The organism is Burkholderia sp. A2 (assembly GCF_001729305.1).
GTDB lineage: Bacteria > Pseudomonadota > Gammaproteobacteria > Burkholderiales > Burkholderiaceae > Burkholderia > Burkholderia sola.
Genome location: NZ_LZXX01000090.1, coordinates 1 through 16,173 on the forward strand (window position 1 = coordinate 1; position 16,173 = coordinate 16,173).

The window sequence follows — 16,173 nt, forward strand, 5'->3', positions numbered from 1 at the left end:
CGCGGCGGCGATCGCGACGCCGCTCACCGGCTGGCTGTCCGATCGGCTGAGCGTGAAGCGGCTGCTGATCGTGTCGATCGCGGGCTTCACGGTGGCGTCGGCGCTGTGCGGGCTGTCGGAGACGCTCGTGCAGATCGTCGGCGCGCGATTGCTGCAAGGCGTGTTCGGCGCCGCGCTGGTGCCGCTGTCGCAGTCGATCCTGCTCGACATCAACCCGCGCGAGAAACAGGGCCAGGCGATGGCGATCTGGGGGATGGGCGTGATGGTCGGCCCGATCCTCGGCCCGACGCTCGGCGGCTGGCTCACCGACAGCTACAACTGGCGCTGGGTGTTCTTCATCAACGTGCCGATCGGCGCGTTCGCGCTCGCCGGCGTGATGACCTTCCTGCCAGGGCGCCCGCCGCGTCCGCACGTGAAATTCGACGCATTCGGCTTCGCGACGCTCGCGCTCGCGATCGGCGCATTCCAGGCGATGCTCGACCGCGGCGAACAGCTCGACTGGTTCGGCTCATACGAGATCCGCATCGAGGCGCTCGTCGCGGCGCTCGGCTTCGCGTTCTTCCTCGTGCATACGGCGACCGTCGGCAAGGCGTCGTTCTTCAAGTCGGAACTGCTGCGCGACCCGAATTTCGCGACCGGCACGCTGTTCATCTTCGTGGTAGGCGCGGTGCTGTACGCGACCCGCGCGCTGCTGCCGCCGATGCTGCAGAACCTGATGGGCTACCCGGTCGCGACGACGGGCCTCGTCACCGCGCCGAGCGGCGCCGGCACGATGATCGCGATGCTGTTCGTCGGACGATTGTTGAAATACGTGGACGCGCGAACGTTGCTGTTCGCCGGGCTGGCGATTTCCGCGCTCGCGCTGTGGCAGATGATGCAGTACACGATCGTGCTGTCCGAGGCGGACATCGTGTGGCCCGGCGTGATCCAGGGCTTCGGCCTCGGGCTCGTGTTCGTGCCGCTGAGCGCGCTGTCGTTCTCGACGCTGCCGCCCGAGCTGCGCGCGGACGGCACGGCCACCTACAGCCTGATGCGCAACATCGGCAGCAGTATCGGCATCTCGATCGTGCAGACGCTGATGACGCGCAATACGCAGGTCGCGCATGCCGACCTCGCGACCCACATCACGCCGTTCAACCCCGCCGTGCAGGCGCTGGCCGGCAGCCGCGTCGACATCGCGCTGCTCGACCGCACGATCAACCAGCAGGCGACGATGATCGCGTACCTGAACGACTTCAAGCTGATGTTCGTCGCGACGCTGCTGATGGTCCCGCTGTTGCTGCTGATCCGCCCGCCGCAGAAAGCGGCGAGCGTCGACGTCGCGCATGCGGCGATGGACTGACGACGCGAGGGAGAGGCGAAGGACGTGCGCACGACGCACGCCCGTCGCGGGCCGATACGTCAGGCCTTCATCGAGCCGGTGCGCACGTAGCGCTCGTGCCACGACAGCGCCTCGGCGAGCAGATGCGGCGTGTGCTTGCCGAAGCTGTCGCGCGACGCGCGCTCGAAGTAGTCCTCGAGCATGGGCCGGTAGTCCGGGTGCGCGCAGGTCGCGATGATCTTGCGCGCGCGCTGCTTCGGCGACAGGCCGCGCAGGTCGGCCAGCCCCTGTTCGGTGACGACGACCGCGACGTCGTGCTCGGTATGGTCGACGTGGCTCGCCATCGGCACGATCCGCGAGATCGCGCCGCCCTTCGCGGTACTCGCCGACATGAAGCACGACAGGTAGCCGTTGCGCGCGAAATCGCCCGAGCCGCCGATGCCGTTCTGGATCTTCGTGCCCATCACGTGCGTCGAGTTCACGTTGCCGTAGATGTCGGCCTCGATCATCCCGTTCATCGCGATGCAGCCGAGGCGGCGCACGAGTTCCGGATGGTTGCTGATCTCCTGCGGGCGCAGCACGATCTTCTCGCGGAACGTCGCGATCTCGTCGGCGAAACGCTGCACGGCGGCCGGGCTCAGCGACAGCGCGGTGGCCGACGCGAAGCTCAGCGTACCGTCGTCGAGCAGGTCGAGCATGCCGTCCTGGATCACCTCGGTGTAGGCCGTCAGGTTCGAGAAGCCGGCCGAGCTGAGTTCCGCCAGCACCGCGTTCGTGATGTTGCCGACGCCCGACTGCAGCGGCAGCAGGTTTTCCGGCAGGCGGCCGCGCTTCACTTCGTGGCGCAGGAAGTCGATCAGCTGCAGCGCGATCTGCTTGGACGTGGCATCCGGCGCGGAGAATGCATTGCTGCGATCGGGCGCGTCGGTCTCGACGATCGCGACGATCTTGTCGGCCGGGCAACGCAGGTACGGCTCGCCGATCCGGTCGTCGCTCTTCGTCAGCGGAATCGGCTTGCGGTGCGGCGGCAGCGCGGTGCCGTAATAGATGTCGTGCATCCCGTCGAGGCCGAGCGGCTGGCGCGCATTCACTTCGAGGATCACGTGCTTCGCGCGCTCGAGCCAGGTCTTGTTGTTGCCGATCGACGCGGACGGAATCAGCAGCCCGTCCTCGCGGATGCCCGCGACTTCGACGATCGCGACGTCGAGATCGCCGTACAGCCCGAACCACGCGTATTGCGCGACGTGGCTCAGGTGGACGTCCTGGTAATCGACTTCGCCGCCGTTGATCTTGTCTCGCAGCGTGGGGTCGGACTGGTACGGCAGCCGCATCGAGATGCCGTTGGTGCGGGCGAGCGCACCGTCGAGTTCCGGTGCGGTCGACGCGCCCGTCAGCACGTTGATCCGGAAGTCCTCGCCGCGCGCGTGCGCCGCGTCGATGTGGGCGGCCAGCGCGGCCGGCACGGCCTTCGGATAGCCCGACCCGGTGAAGCCACTCATGGCGACGGTCATGCCGGGGCGGATCAGCGCGGCGGCTTCGTCGGCGGTGCGGACGAGCGAACGCAGGGCGGGAGCGAGGATGCGTGATGAAGACATGGCTGGTTATCTGACGCTTTGGTCTGTCGTTGACGTCGCGGGGGGTGTCTCCTGAGCGACGCGAAGCCCTTGGGGCCGCGAGGGGCGGCCCGGCACCACGGGCACGGTCGGAGTATCGCAGAGGCCATCGCCGCGAAATGTCCGCTGGATGCAAAAGATCCTTGCCGGATTTGCCGGGTATCGAACGACCGTTCTGTGACAGGCGATCCGCCCGCACCGGATGCCGACGAAAGGTGTGCGAAAGCATCGGGCCAATCGCCGGTTCGCGATCGTCTGCCGTCGCGCGCCAATCGACCGGTTTGCATCGACCTTGACGACGTTCGGTTCGGTAATCGCCGCTACCCATCCGGCGCGGCCGATTGTCGCCCGATGCGGCTGTCCCGGCGCTGATGGAAATCAAGGTCGCATGGGCTGCGCGACCCCGGCCGGGCGGCGCGCGAAAAACACCGCCGAGCCGGCCTGCGAGGCCCGTCCGGCCTTGACAGCCGCGTGACGCGAACCACACTGGAAGGCGGGTCCGGCCGCCCGGTCGGCCGCCTCGTTCGCGGTTGCGCTTTTGAACCGGCCGATGCCCGCAAGACGCGGTAACACTCCCGCATGTCAGGACATTGATCGAATAAAAAGCAACAAATTACAATTCCGTATATATTTCGCCGATGGACCAAAGAAAAACCGTCAAACGCCCCGAGCCGCCCCCGCCACGCACCTGGGATGCGCGGCTCGCGCGCTCGCTTGTCCGGCCGCTCGTCGATACGCCGATCACGCCGAATCACCTTACCACCCTTCGTCTGCTGATCGGCCTCGCCGGCGCCTGGTGCCTCGCGCACGGCGGCTTCGGCTGGAGCAATGCAGGCGCGTTCCTGATCGTGCTGTCGAACTTCGTCGACCACACCGACGGCGAACTCGCGCGCATCAGCGGCAAGTCCAGCAAGATCGGTCATTTTTACGACCTCGCGGCCGATGCGCTCGTCACGGTCGCGCTGTTCGTCAGCATGGGCGTCGGCATCGTCGCCCAGGGCGGCCAGATGGCCGCGTCGCCGGTGCTGCTCGGCGCGGTCGCCGGCGCGGCCGTCGCGCTGATCTTCTTCCTGCGCATGCGGATCGAATCGATCGCCGGCAAGGCCGGCACCAAGCAGGCATTCGCCGGCGGCTTCGAGACCGAGGACGTGCTGTACCTGCTGCCGATCGTGACGCTCGTCGACGGCGTCGAGCCGTTCCTGCTCGCGGCGTCGATCGGCGCCCCGCTGTTCGCCGCCTGGGTCGTGATCGACTGGTGGCGCATCGTGCGGCGCGGCAACCTCCCGCAGAACCCGGCCGCGCAGAACCCAACCGAAATCCAGGCTTCCAAATGACTCCTAGCACGCGCGACGATTCCGTGCTGAGCCCGGCACGCCCCGCGCCCGTGCGCGCAGCCGCGGCCGATCCCGATCGCACCGTGGCCGACCGCGTCGGCCAGCTCGACCTCGACCGCCTGCGCGGCGACTACACGCGCCAGGGCTCGTTCCTCTACCTCGACACCTTCCTGCCGGCCGACGCGCACGCGAAGCTCGCGAACGCGGCCCGCGCGATGCAGGCCGGCCTGAACCGCAATTACCTGCCCGGCCACAAGCAGGGCGGCAGCGTGAGCCGTCATACGATCGACGAGGAGGCGCCGTACATCGCCGAACTGTATCGCTCGAAGGCGCTGATCGGCTTCCTCGAGAAAATCACGGGCGACAAGCTGATGCTGTCGCCGGACGACGATCCACACGCGTACGCGCTGTATTACTACACGAAGCCCGGCGACCACATCGGCTGGCACTACGACACGTCGTACTACGACGGCCGCCGCTACACGCTGCTGATCGGCGTGATCGACGAATCGTCGTGCCGGCTCGACTACGAACTGCATACGCGCAACCCGGACGTCGCCGACGAACCGGGCTCCGTGCAGATCGCCGACGGCGGCATCGTGCTGTTCGATGGCGACAAGCTGCGCCACCGCATCACGCCGCTCGGCCAGAACGAGATGCGCGTGTCGCTCACGTTCGAATACGTGACGAACCCCGGCATGCGGCCGTGGAAGCGCTTCATCTCGAACATGAAGGACGCGATCGCGTATTTCGGTTTCCGCCAGGTGTTCAAGCAACTGGCCACGCGGCGCGCGAGCGGGTCATGACACGCGCGGGCCTCATCCTGCTGTCCCTCGGGACCGCACTCTTCATCGCACTGCTGGCCTGGCAGGGCGTCGGCGCCGTGGCGTCCACGTTCCTCGCGGCCGGCTGGGGCCTCGCGCTCGTCGCGGCGTTCCACGTCGTGCCGCTCGCGATCGACGCGGTCGCGATCTCCGTGATGTTCCGCCGCGGGCAGCCCGGCGCCGAACTCGGCAACGCGCTGCGCGCGCGCTGGGTCGGCGAATCGGTGAACAGCCTGCTGCCCGCCGGGCAGATCGGCGGCCCCGTGCTGATGGTGCGCCACCTCGCGCAACGCGGCACGCGGATGGCCGACGCGGCCGCCGCCGTGACCGTCGGCACGACGATGCAGGCGCTCGCGCAGATGGCGTTCGCGCTGATCGGCATCGCCGCGTTCAGCCTGTATGCGACGCACGAATCGGTCGCGTATCTGCGCACGCCCGCGCTGATCGCGACCGGCGTGCTCGGCGCCCTCGCCGTCGCGTTCTACGCGGCGCAGCGGCGCGGGCTGTTCGGCCGCGGCCTGCGCCTCGCGTCGAAGCTGCTCGGCCCGCGCGACTGGTCGTCGCTGGCCACGCGCGCCGACGCGATCGACGGCGCGGTCGGCGCGCTGTATCGCGATCGCGCGAAAGTCGCGAAGACCTTCGCACTCAGCCTCGTCGGCTGGATCGTCGGCACCGCGGAAGTGTGGCTCGCGCTGCACTTCCTCGGGCACCCGGTCAGCTGGCTCGACGCGCTGCTGCTCGAAAGCGTCGGCCAGGCGATTCGCGGGGCGGCCTTCGCGATCCCGGGCTCGCTCGGCGCGCAGGAAGGCGGCTATCTGCTGCTCGCGCCGCTGGTCGGCCTGCCGCCCGACGCGGCGCTCGCGCTGTCGCTCGCGAAGCGCGCGCGCGAACTCGCGCTCGGCCTGCCCGGCCTGCTCTATCTGCATTTCAGTGAAAGAAACTGGCAGCGGCGCCGTGCGCCGCAGCCGCTCGCCGACTGATCGTTCAGATCGCCGGCTTTTTGGTTGGAGAACCCATGCGAGCCATCATTCTTGCGGCAGGCCTCGGCTTGCGCCTGCAACAACCGCCCGAGGCGCAGTTCCCGAAGTGCCTGCTGCGCTTCGACGACGTGTCGCTGCTCGAGCGCCATCTGCGCGTGCTCGACGCCGCGGGCGTCGATGACATCGTGCTCGGGCTCGGCTTCCAGCACGAGAAGGTCGAGCAGGAACTGAAGCGCCTCGGCCGCACCGCAGAGATCGTGATCAACGACCGCTACGACCTCGGCAGCGTGCTGACCGTGCATACCGTCGCCGATGCGATGACGCGCGGCGGCGACGTGCTGCTGATGGACGCGGACGTGCTGTACGACGAGAACATCCTGCACGCGCTGGTGGCCGATGCCGACAAGGCCGTCGACCGCCTGCTGATCGACCGCGACTTCGAGGCGGGCGACGAACCCGTCAAGCTGTGCCTGAAGAACGGCGTGCCGGTCGAGCTGCGCAAGCAGCTCGCGGTCGACCTCGACTACGACACGATCGGCGAATCGGTCGGCTTCTTCCGCTTCACCGAAGGCACCGCGCGCCGCCTCGCGGCGATCGTCGCGGGCTATGTCGACAGCGGCCGCGCGAACATGCCGCACGAGGAAGCCGTGCGCGACCTGCTGCTCGAAGGCGGCCATTCGTTCGACGTCGCCGACGTCACCGGCTCGCCGTGGATCGAGATCGACTTTCCGAACGACGTCGCACGCGCGACGCAAGACATCCTTCCCCTGATTCAACGCACCACCGCCGGAGCCGCACGATGAACGCACGCGAACCCAACTTCACCGAATCGCGCAGCGCGCGCCTGCGCCGCATGCTCGTCAGCAGCGATCTCGAATTCCTGATGGAAGCACACAACGGCCTGTCCGCGCGGATCGTCCGCGAAGCCGGCTTCAAGGGCATCTGGGCGTCGGGCCTCGCGATCTCCGCGCAGTTCGGCGTGCGCGACAACAACGAAGCGAGCTGGACCCAGGTCGTCGACGTGCTCGAGTTCATGGCCGACGCGAGCGACCTGCCGATCCTGCTCGACGGCGACACCGGCTACGGCAACTTCAACAACGTGCGCCGCCTCGTGAAGAAGCTCGAACAGCGCGGCATCGCGGGCGTGTGCATCGAGGACAAGCAGTTTCCGAAGACGAACAGCTTCATCGGCGGCGAGCGCCAGCCGCTCGCGGAAATCGACGAGTTCTGCGGCAAGATCAAGGCCGGCAAGGATTCGCAGACCGATCCCGACTTCTCGATCGTCGCGCGCGTCGAGGCGCTGATCGCGGGCTGGGGGATGGACGAGGCGCTGCGCCGCGCGAACGCGTATGCGGAAGCCGGCGCCGACGCGATCCTGATCCACAGCAAGCTGTCGCGCCCCGACGAGATCCTGCAGTTCGCGCGCGAATGGAGCGGCAAGGCGCCGCTCGTGATCGTGCCAACCAAGTACTACAGCACGCCGACCGACGTGTTCCGCCAGGCCGGCATCAGCACCGTGATCTGGGCGAATCACCTGATCCGCGCGTCGGCGTCCGCGATGCAGGCGACCGCGCGCGAGATCCACGAAAGCGAAACGCTGATCAACGTCGAGGACCGCGTTGCATCGGTCAACGAGATCTTCCGCCTGCAGGACGCCGACGAGTACTCGGCCGCCGAGCGTATCTACCTGTCGTCGTCGTCGCGCGCGTCGAATGCCGCGATCGTGCTCGCCGCGAGCCGCGGCAAGGGCCTCGAAGCCGTGACCGAAGACAAACCGAAGGTCATGCTGCCGGTCGCCGGCAAGCCGCTGCTGCGCTGGCTCGTCGACGGGTTCAAGACGCACGGCGTGAACGACATCACCGTGGTTGGCGGCTATCGCGCCGATGCGATCGATACGTCGGGCATCAAGCTCGTCGTCAACGAGCGCCACGCGCAGACCGGCGAGCTCGCGTCGCTCGCATGCGCGGCCGAACGCCTGACCGGCGACACCGTAATCTCGTACGGCGACCTGCTGTTCCGCAGCTACATCGTGCGCGACCTCGCGGAGAGCGAGGCCGAGTTCAGCGTGGTGGTCGATTCGTCGCTCACCGAGACCAATCAGAGCGTGCGCGACTTCGCCCTCTGCTCGGCGGCCGACGATCGCGGCCTGTTCGGCCAGAAGACCTATCTGCAACACGTGTCGAGCGACGTCGCGGCGGGCACGCCGCACGGCCGCTGGATCGGTCTCCTGAACGTGCGCGGCGCCGGCGTCGACCGCCTGAAGGCGACGCTCGCGACGCTGCAGGCACGCCCTGATTTCGACACGCTCGACATCCCGTCGCTGCTGAACGAGCTGATCGCCGCCGGCGAGAAGATCGAGGTGCAGTACGTGCACGGCCACTGGCGCGGCGTCAACGACCTGGAAGACTTCCGTCGCGCGGGCGACTTCGCGCACGGCCAGACGCCGCTGTCCGAACCGGGCGCCGGCAACGGGGGCGCGCAATGATCGAAGCGGCCCAGTTCGTCGAGGCCGCGCGCGAACGCGGCTTCGACTGGTACGCGGGCGTGCCCTGCTCGTACCTGACGCCGTTCATCAATTACGTGCTGCAGGACCCGACGCTGCACTACGTGTCGGCCGCGAACGAAGGCGACGCGGTCGCGCTGATCGCGGGCGCGACGCTCGGCGGCAAGCGCGGGATCGCGATGATGCAGAACTCGGGGCTCGGCAACGCGGTGAGCCCGCTCACGTCGCTCACCTGGACGTTCCGCCTGCCGCAGTTGCTGATCGTCACGTGGCGCGGCCAGCCGGGCGTGGCCGACGAGCCGCAGCACGCGCTGATGGGCCCGATCACGCCGGCGATGCTCGACACGATGGAGATCCCGTGGGAGACGTTCCCGACCGACCCCGAACAGGTCGGCCCGGCGCTCGACCGCGCGATCGCGCACATGGACGCGACGGGCCGCCCGTACGCGCTCGTGATGCAGAAAGGCAGCGTCGCGCCGTATGAACTGAAGGCGAACCCGGCCGCGAAGCCGCGAGCGCACGTCGCCGCGCAATCGTCGCCGCGCGCCGCGTCGGCCGACGCGTGGCCGACCCGTCACGACGCACTGCAGCGCGTGATCGCGCATACGCCGGTCGATTCGACCGTCGTGCTCGCATCGACCGGTTTCTGCGGCCGCGAACTCTACGCGCTCGACGATCGCCCGAACCAGCTTTACATGGTCGGTTCGATGGGCTGCGTGACGCCGCTCGCGCTCGGCCTCGCGCTTGCGCGCCCCGACCTGCGCGTGGTCGCCGTCGACGGCGACGGCGCCGCGCTGATGCGCATGGGCGTGTTCGCGACGCTCGGCACCTATGGCCCGGCCAACCTCACGCACGTGCTGCTCGACAACGGCGCACACGAATCGACGGGCGGCCAGGCAACGGTGTCGCAGCATGTGTCGTTCGCGGGTGTCGCGGCCGCCTGCGGTTACGCATCGGCGGTCGAAGGCGACACGCTCGACGTGCTCGATGCGACGCTCGCCTCGACCAGCGACGGCGCGCAGTTCGTTCGCGTGGCGATCCGCACGGGCGTGCCCGACGGCCTGCCCCGCCCGACCGTCACGCCGGTCGAGGTCAAGACCCGTCTGATGCGGCACATCGGCGCCGAGCAGACCGAAGCCCACGTTGAAGGAGCCCATTGATGCTGCTGCTGAATCCCGGCCCGGTCACGCTCACCGAGCGCGTGCGCCGCAGCCTGCTGCAACCCGATCTGTGCCATCGCGAAGGCGAATTCTTCGACCTGCAGGATGAAGCGCGCGCGCGCCTCGTCGCCGCGTACGAGCTCGATCCGGCCGAATGGGCCGCCGTGCTGATGACGGGTTCTGGCACGGCCGCCGTCGAGAGCATGATCGCGGCGCTCGTGCCGCAGGACGGCAAGCTGCTCGTGATCGAGAACGGCGTGTACGGCGAGCGGATCACGCAGATCGCCACGCAGTACGGCATCGCCCATGACGTGCTCAAGCATGAGTGGATGCAGGCGCCTGATCTTGCGCAGATCGCCGCCAAGCTCGATGCGGGTGGGTACTCGCATGTCGCCGTGATTCATCATGAAACGACGACGGGCCGGCTGAACGATCTCGATGCGATCGCCGAAGTCTGTCGTGCGCGCGGCGTGAAGATGCTGGTCGATGGCGTCAGCAGCTTCGGCGCGGAAGCGATCGATTTTGCAGGCGGCGTCATCGATGCGGTTGCCGCGACCGCGAACAAGTGCCTGCACGGCGTGCCGGGCGCGGCGTTCGTGATCGTGCGCCGCAGCGCGCTCGTGAAGGCCGCGAGCCGGACTTACTACCTCGATCTCGGCCGGCTTGCGAAGCTGCAAGATCAGCGGAATACGCCGTTTACGCCGTCGGTGCATGCGTATTACGCGCTCGTCGAGGCGCTGCGTGAGTTCGATGAGGCCGGCGGCTGGCGCGCGCGGCATGCGCATTACAAGGCGCTTGCCGATCAGGCGCAGGCCGGGCTTGCGGCGCGCGGGATGCCGCTGGTGCTGCCGGAAGGTGCGTCGTCGGTCGTGCTGCGTGCGTATCGGCTGCCGCCGGGTGTGACGTACGAAGCACTGCACGACGGGCTGAAGGCACGTGGCTTCGTGATTTATGCGGGGCAAGGCGGGCTGTCGAAGGAACTGTTCCGGATCTCGACGATGGGCGCGATTCAGGCGGCCGATGTCGAGCGGTTGCTGGAAGGGTTTACGGCGCTGACGCGGTAAGCGTTGTCCGTAACTTCGTCGACGAAAGGCCCGCAAGGGCCTTTTTTGTTGTCATTTGCACATTCTTGGGGCATGGAACACGTTGTCGGCATTCGGCCAGACGCTGCCATCCGACGACCCAGCCTCAAAGGAGTCGCTCATACTCCGATAGGCTCGAAGTCGGCGCCCTGTAACTGAGGTGTAGAACGATATGGTTGAAGGCTGGCACGGAGACGATTACATCGTCCTATTTGTAGACGAAGAGGCATCGGCCACGGCGAGCGCCTGCGGATTCAACACGGCGCTTCCCGGCTTCTCACTTCTGGGGCTCCGAGGTTGGCAAGATTTCATCGTCGAAGATGAGGCTGGGGCGACTTTCACGATCCCCTGTGTTCCGCTGGATACACGTTACCTTGCATCGTTCAATCTTCCGGTTCCGGGTGACCTCGAGCCTGATCCGCGACTCGCTGGAAAGGTCAAATGGCTGGTAAAGCCACTGATTTTCGGTGGAAGCGCAGACGCCGAGGAGAACGTGTCATGGATCACGCATCAGCAGCACGGAGAACTCGTGCGATGGTGGAACGAGCAGTACAGGTTCGCCAAGACCTCGCAGACTTAACGAAGCCAACGCCTCGGATCGGCCAGAAGCAGACGGTCGCCCCGCTGGTGACCACCTCGGCCTCAAGTTAAACTACATCGCGGGGCATCCATAGGCTAGCTGCCGCTCATGTTGGTCTCACAGAACTTTTATCGAAAGCTATGCAAGTTCACGCGACCGGCGAGTACTCGTCGGCAATCATCGTTGATGGCGACTCAATCGGGCGCCTTTGGAGGCACGTCGAGGACTTTTCTGCTGGGGCGTCTGCGACAGTCTCCTGCGCGGATGGAATCGAGCGAAAATTTCAGAAGCTAGACGATCTTCTTGCCTACGAAAACTCCATTCGGGCGGCGGTCAAGACCGTTGAGATATTTGGTAGTTCTAGAGCTCCGGACCGAAGCATTTCCGTGACCGTTGGAAGGAGTTACGGTGCTCGAGCTGCTCTGTCTGTTCGCGGCGAAGAACAAGAAGTCGCTGCAGCACGTACGAGAGTTCTGGATTCGTTTTCAGGCATGCGCGCTTGGTACTCACCTGTCGCAACCCTCGATCTCTGGATAGTGTGGGTCGCTATTTTCGTGATTTTTTCGCTGATCATGCAGTTCATGCTGCCGAGTGAGGTGCCAAAACACCCCGAGCGCACGTTTTCAGAGGCTCTGCAATTGCTAGCGAAACTCCTCTTGTACGTGGCACCAGCTTTAGTGGTCATTTTTGGCGTGTCTCGACTGAAGGCCCGGTACTTCCCGATGGTTTCTATGGCAATTGGTCAAGGCGCTCGGCGGCATAGCACGGACGAGCAGGTCCGCTGGACCGTTATTGTTGGACTGCTTGTCGGTCTTGCAGGCTCTGCAATCTATGGCCGAATCGGCGGAACCTAACGAAGAAGAACGGCATTTCTACCAGCTCCGGCACACCGGCGTCTTCGACGCCTTTCAATGGCGGCAGCTGGTGAGGTCGCCCAATAGCCATTGCGCCTTTGGAAGCGGTCGTCGCAGCGTTGGAGGCGCGAATGACGGCAACGGGTCGGTAAGCGACTCTCACGCATATCAATGAAAACAACATCTCCGATCACGACAATGAGAATCCTTCGCTTCGCCCCGCTGCTGGCGCTCGCCGCCGCCCCCATGGTTCACGCCGCCGACAGCCAGTCTTGCAGCGACGAAACCGTCACCGCCGTCGCCCGCTGGGCCGGCATCGCGAGCGCACGCATCGCCACGCGCGACGCGGACCGGCTCGTCGTTGCGTCGGCGTGCAAGGCCATGCCGAATGCACCGGAAACGACGATCGCGGCCGTCGCGTTCGATTCGCTGCCGAAGAGCAAGAACCCGGACGAAAGCAAAAAGCTGCAGGTCGTCGCGCTCGTCGAGGGTGGCAAGGTCGTGGCGGCCGATCGGTCGGTGGTCGAAGAGGATGCGGCGACTGAGATCGGCGAATACAGCTACCGGATCGACACGGCGCCCTACCGTTTGTCGCCCGACGTGCGCGCGTTCGGCGTCGTGTTCACAAGCAGCGCGCGCGGGCCAAGTTGCCCGGATGCCAACGCCAGTGAAGAGTTGACGCTGTGGGTGCGCGAAGGCGGCCGTATCCGCCCGGTGTTCGGTACGAATCTGTACGGCTGGGTCAGCGTCGAAGGCGACGCCTGCGGCCCGGGTTCAGGCGATGCGCGCAGCGAAGAGGCCCGCATGACGATCGCCGTCGAGAAAACGTCGAGCCATGGCTTCGCCGATCTATCGATCACGGCGCACATCACGAAGACGCAGCGCAAGAACGGTGCTTACTCGGATACGGGCAAGCGCACGGCGCGCACGATCGTCCACTACGACGGCAAGTCCTATGGAATCGACATGTTCCGGAACTTCTGGTATTCGCCGGCCGCGAAGAAACGCTTCAAGTAAGGCCAGGGCGAATCGCCACTCCGCCCGCCTACTCCACCACCTTCGGCCCGATCGCCTCGGTCGGCGCCGGCATCCGCAACGCGTCGTCCCGCACGCGTCGCGCCTCGCGCGCCGTATAGCGATCCTTCAGCCGCAGGAACGGTTTCTCGACGAGGAAATAGCTGGCGGTCGCGGCCATCAATGCCCACACGATACCGAGCGGGAACCCATGCGGCACAGGCAATCGCGGGTTCGCAAAAGGCTGCTGCCACAGATAGAGGCTGAACGAGATCGTGCCGACGAACACCACCGGCCTGGCGCGCAACCAGCGCGCGCACCAGAACTCGCCGCGGAAATTCAGCACGACGATCACGATCGCGATCAGCGCGGCTTCGAGCGTCACGCCATACGTCGCATTCCAGAAGCCGCCGAGCCGGTGTTCGGCGAGCGGCATGCCGAGCAGCACGACGAAGACGAGCGCCGTCACGATGCGCGCCTCGTTCCGCCACGAAGCGACCCACGCTTCGAGACGTTCGCGGTTGAGCGACGCATAGCAGCCGATCAGGATCGGATCGATACCCGTGTGCAGCATCATTCCGAGTTGTCCGCGCAGCGCGGGCGCGAGGAAATACGTAGTCGCACGCACCAGCGGCACGATCAGGATCAGCGCGGCCAGCCAGCGCGTGCCGGCGCGGCGGATGCCGAACACGAACAGCAGCGGCCAGAACCAGTAGAACTGCTCCTCGAGCGCGAGCGACCAGAAATGGCCGAGGTACCACGCGCCGTCCGGATGCAGCGCGTTGTCGCCGGTCAGCCCGAACCACGCCGAGTAATTCCACAGGTGCAGCGCCGCATAGAGCCACTGCCGGCGCTCGACGTCGAAACCGCCGGCGAACGCCATGATCGCGACGACCGCGAGATACACGTAGCAGGCCGGCCAGATTCGCAGCGCGCGGCGCACGTAGAACGACGTCAGCGCGATACCGCCCGTGCGCGCGAACTCGGCGCGCAGCACGTTGGTGATCAGGAAACCGCTCAGCACGAAGAAGATCAGCACGCCGAGCCGGCCGTCGGCGATCAGCCGCAACGGCGCGTACCAGCCGGTATAGCCGCCGGGCAGCACATGCTCGGCATGACCGACGACGACCATCGCGACCGCGACGGCGCGCAACCCGGTCAACTGCGTGACGCGATGGTTCATCGGCTGGTTTCCGTTGGCACGGTGAAGGAGCGGGAATGGGCCGGCGTCCAATCGGCCCGCCGACCTGCCGCCGGATTTTGTATGAAAAATATCGGAATGAAATTGCTTCAAAAATCCGCGTGACACATGTCGCCGGCGAGGCGACGCCGCGCCACGGCGCGCCCACGCCCTGCGCGACGAATGGGCATAATGACAGGCCTTGTCCGGCGGTGGCCGGTCCGATGCCCATGCAACGATTTTTGCGGCGCAGCAACACCCGCAGTCCCGTACCCGCCCGCACACCAGTCCGCGCCTTGTCCGCCTCCTGTCGACCCTCACCCGGAGCCTGCCTGTGTACCCACCGATCGAACCTTACGCCCACGGCCACCTCGACACCGGCGACGGCCACCGCATCTACTGGGAGCGCTGCGGCAACCCGGCCGGCAAGCCCGCCGTGTTCCTGCACGGCGGCCCCGGCGCCGGCTGCGGCCCCGACCATCGCCGCCTGTTCGATCCCGAGCGCTACGACATCCTGCTGTTCGACCAGCGCGGCTGCGGGCGCTCGACGCCGCATGCGAGCCTCGAGAACAACACGACGTGGGATCTGGTCGCCGATATCGAACGCCTGCGCGAGATGGTCGGCGCCGAGCAATGGCTGGTGTTCGGCGGCTCGTGGGGCAGCGCGCTGGCAATCGCGTACGCGGAAACCCAGCCCGAACGCGTGAGCGCGCTGATCGTGCGCGGCATCTTCACGATGCGTCGCGCGGAATTGCTGTGGTACTACCAGGAAGGCGCGTCATGGCTGTTCCCCGATCACTGGGAAGACTTCCTCGCACCGATTCCGGAAGCCGAGCGCGGCGACCTGATGGCCGCCTACCATCGCCGGCTGACCGGCGACGACGAAGCCGCGAAGCTGGAAGCCGCACGCGCGTGGAGCATCTGGGAGGGCCGCACGATCACGCTGCTGCCCGATCCCGCGCTCGCCGCACACTTCGCGGACGGGCATTACGCGCTCGCGTTCGCGCGGATCGAAAACCACTACTTCGTGAACAAGGGTTTCGTCGAGGAAGGCCAGTTGCTGCGCGACGCGCATCGCCTCGCCGGCATTCCGGGCGTGATCGTGCAGGGCCGCTACGACATCGCGACGCCGGCACGCACCGCATGGGAGCTGTCGAAGGCGTGGCCAGAGGCGACGTTCGAAATCGTGCCCGGCGCCGGACACGCATACAACGAGCCGGGGATTCTGGAGGCGCTGATCGCGGCGACGGACCGGTTCGCCGCCTGAGCGACGTAATGCGACGCGGCGCGTGTTTCCGTGCCTACCGGCACGTTCATACGCCGCGCGATCAAAGCGCGGCTTCGACGATCGTCCGGCCGCTGATCGCCTGCTCGACGAGCTGTTCGTCGCCGACCTTGCGGATCGCGTCGTCGAGCAGCCCTTCCGGTTCTTCGGTCGCCACCTTCAGCAGGCCCGACAGTCCGCGTGCGTCGAGCACCACCAGCGTCTCCATCGAATCCGCACGGCTCACGAGCACGCGGCGGAATGCCGGGCCCGCGCCGAAGCTCGCACAAAGCTCGATCTTCTCGTTGCCGAGCGTATAGTCGAAATTCTTGATCATGTCCGCCGCCGTTGCATGGAAATGGCGACGCGTGACGGTGCGGCGCCGTGACGTCGACGCACCCGCGCGTGCCGCCGGCGCGCCGGACCGGGGTCCGAGCCGTTCGCCGGCATCACCATGCTAGGCG

General features: G+C 66.6%; 15 protein-coding genes. 12 read left to right on the forward strand and 3 right to left on the reverse strand.

From position 1 onward, the window contains the following. A partial coding sequence (locus A9Z05_RS12070; RefSeq protein ID WP_141723403.1) for a DHA2 family efflux MFS transporter permease subunit occupies positions 1–1,342 on the forward strand: 1,342 nt, incomplete at its 5' end. 59 nt (positions 1,343–1,401) lie between these two features. Here A9Z05_RS12070 and A9Z05_RS12075 read toward each other — a convergent pair. Next, the gene (locus A9Z05_RS12075) at positions 1,402–2,916 is read right to left on the reverse strand and encodes an acetyl-CoA hydrolase/transferase family protein (protein ID WP_069618289.1); all 1,515 of its coding nucleotides are present in this window, start codon (positions 2,914–2,916) and stop codon (positions 1,402–1,404) included. 656 nt (positions 2,917–3,572) lie between these two features. Here A9Z05_RS12075 and A9Z05_RS12080 point away from each other — a divergent pair. The 10 genes from A9Z05_RS12080 (at position 3,573) to A9Z05_RS12125 (ending at position 13,268) form a co-directional block, all read left to right on the forward strand. Continuing rightward, positions 3,573–4,268 carry a CDP-alcohol phosphatidyltransferase family protein gene (locus A9Z05_RS12080; protein ID WP_069618290.1) on the forward strand — a complete coding sequence of 232 codons (696 nt, stop codon included), beginning with the start codon at positions 3,573–3,575 and terminating at the stop codon, positions 4,266–4,268. Beyond that, on the forward strand, positions 4,265–5,074 hold the full coding sequence (locus tag A9Z05_RS12085) for a 2OG-Fe(II) oxygenase (RefSeq protein ID WP_069618291.1): 810 nt from the start codon (positions 4,265–4,267) through the stop codon (positions 5,072–5,074). Before A9Z05_RS12080 ends, A9Z05_RS12085 begins: the two co-directional genes overlap by 4 nt. After that, positions 5,071–6,072, forward strand: a complete 1,002-nt coding sequence (locus tag A9Z05_RS12090; RefSeq protein WP_069618292.1) for a TIGR00374 family protein — start codon at positions 5,071–5,073, stop codon at positions 6,070–6,072. The genes A9Z05_RS12085 and A9Z05_RS12090 overlap by 4 nt, the downstream gene beginning before the upstream one ends. Positions 6,073–6,107: 35 nt before the next feature. Next, complete coding sequence (locus A9Z05_RS12095; protein WP_069618293.1) at positions 6,108–6,875, forward strand: NTP transferase domain-containing protein; 768 nt, start codon at positions 6,108–6,110, stop codon at positions 6,873–6,875. Then, the gene (aepX, locus tag A9Z05_RS12100; RefSeq protein WP_069618294.1) at positions 6,872–8,557 is read left to right on the forward strand and encodes a phosphoenolpyruvate mutase; all 1,686 of its coding nucleotides are present in this window, start codon (positions 6,872–6,874) and stop codon (positions 8,555–8,557) included. The genes A9Z05_RS12095 and aepX overlap by 4 nt, the downstream gene beginning before the upstream one ends. Beyond that, complete coding sequence (gene aepY / locus A9Z05_RS12105; protein ID WP_069618295.1) at positions 8,554–9,735, forward strand: phosphonopyruvate decarboxylase; 1,182 nt, start codon at positions 8,554–8,556, stop codon at positions 9,733–9,735. Before aepX ends, aepY begins: the two co-directional genes overlap by 4 nt. Beyond that, positions 9,735–10,799 carry a 2-aminoethylphosphonate aminotransferase gene (locus tag A9Z05_RS12110; RefSeq protein WP_069618296.1) on the forward strand — a complete coding sequence of 355 codons (1,065 nt, stop codon included), beginning with the start codon at positions 9,735–9,737 and terminating at the stop codon, positions 10,797–10,799. The genes aepY and A9Z05_RS12110 overlap by 1 nt, the downstream gene beginning before the upstream one ends. Before the next feature lie 190 nt (positions 10,800–10,989). Continuing rightward, complete coding sequence (locus A9Z05_RS12115; protein WP_069618297.1) at positions 10,990–11,397, forward strand: hypothetical protein; 408 nt, start codon at positions 10,990–10,992, stop codon at positions 11,395–11,397. A 140-nt stretch (positions 11,398–11,537) separates the two neighbouring features. Further along, the gene (locus tag A9Z05_RS36100) at positions 11,538–12,251 is read left to right on the forward strand and encodes a hypothetical protein (protein ID WP_141723404.1); all 714 of its coding nucleotides are present in this window, start codon (positions 11,538–11,540) and stop codon (positions 12,249–12,251) included. 198 nt (positions 12,252–12,449) lie between these two features. Then, positions 12,450–13,268 (forward strand): multidrug ABC transporter ATPase, encoded by an 819-nt coding sequence (locus A9Z05_RS12125; protein WP_069618299.1) that lies wholly within the window; start codon positions 12,450–12,452, stop codon positions 13,266–13,268. A 28-nt stretch (positions 13,269–13,296) separates the two neighbouring features. Here A9Z05_RS12125 and A9Z05_RS12130 read toward each other — a convergent pair whose 3' ends face one another. Continuing rightward, positions 13,297–14,448, reverse strand: coding sequence for an acyltransferase (locus tag A9Z05_RS12130; RefSeq protein WP_069618300.1), 1,152 nt, complete (start codon positions 14,446–14,448; stop codon positions 13,297–13,299). Positions 14,449–14,779: 331 nt separating this feature from the next. Between A9Z05_RS12130 and pip the strand changes: the two genes are divergently transcribed. Continuing rightward, on the forward strand, positions 14,780–15,712 hold the full coding sequence (pip, locus tag A9Z05_RS12135; protein ID WP_069618301.1) for a prolyl aminopeptidase: 933 nt from the start codon (positions 14,780–14,782) through the stop codon (positions 15,710–15,712). A gap of 61 nt (positions 15,713–15,773) precedes the next feature. Here the strand turns inward: pip and A9Z05_RS36890 are convergent, their stop codons facing one another. Next, positions 15,774–16,046, reverse strand: coding sequence for a hypothetical protein (locus A9Z05_RS36890; protein ID WP_069618302.1), 273 nt, complete (start codon positions 16,044–16,046; stop codon positions 15,774–15,776). Positions 16,047–16,173 lie beyond the last annotated feature (127 nt).

What these genes read in the sequence shown, in the direction of transcription:
- A9Z05_RS36100 (WP_141723404.1), top strand. Translation starts at nt 11,538, where the DNA reads ATGCAAGTTCACGCGACCGGCGAGTACTCGTCGGCAATCATCGTTGAT.
- A9Z05_RS12125 (WP_069618299.1), top strand. Translation starts at nt 12,450, where the DNA reads ATGAGAATCCTTCGCTTCGCCCCGCTGCTGGCGCTCGCCGCCGCCCCC.
- A9Z05_RS12130 (WP_069618300.1), bottom strand. Translation starts at nt 14,448, where the DNA reads ATGAACCATCGCGTCACGCAGTTGACCGGGTTGCGCGCCGTCGCGGTC.
- A9Z05_RS12085 (WP_069618291.1), top strand. Translation starts at nt 4,265, where the DNA reads ATGACTCCTAGCACGCGCGACGATTCCGTGCTGAGCCCGGCACGCCCC.
- A9Z05_RS36890 (WP_069618302.1), bottom strand. Translation starts at nt 16,046, where the DNA reads ATGATCAAGAATTTCGACTATACGCTCGGCAACGAGAAGATCGAGCTT.
- A9Z05_RS12090 (WP_069618292.1), top strand. Translation starts at nt 5,071, where the DNA reads ATGACACGCGCGGGCCTCATCCTGCTGTCCCTCGGGACCGCACTCTTC.
- A9Z05_RS12095 (WP_069618293.1), top strand. Translation starts at nt 6,108, where the DNA reads ATGCGAGCCATCATTCTTGCGGCAGGCCTCGGCTTGCGCCTGCAACAA.
- A9Z05_RS12075 (WP_069618289.1), bottom strand. Translation starts at nt 2,916, where the DNA reads ATGTCTTCATCACGCATCCTCGCTCCCGCCCTGCGTTCGCTCGTCCGC.
- A9Z05_RS12080 (WP_069618290.1), top strand. Translation starts at nt 3,573, where the DNA reads ATGGACCAAAGAAAAACCGTCAAACGCCCCGAGCCGCCCCCGCCACGC.
- aepY (WP_069618295.1), top strand. Translation starts at nt 8,554, where the DNA reads ATGATCGAAGCGGCCCAGTTCGTCGAGGCCGCGCGCGAACGCGGCTTC.
- A9Z05_RS12115 (WP_069618297.1), top strand. Translation starts at nt 10,990, where the DNA reads ATGGTTGAAGGCTGGCACGGAGACGATTACATCGTCCTATTTGTAGAC.
- aepX (WP_069618294.1), top strand. Translation starts at nt 6,872, where the DNA reads ATGAACGCACGCGAACCCAACTTCACCGAATCGCGCAGCGCGCGCCTG.
- A9Z05_RS12110 (WP_069618296.1), top strand. Translation starts at nt 9,735, where the DNA reads ATGCTGCTGCTGAATCCCGGCCCGGTCACGCTCACCGAGCGCGTGCGC.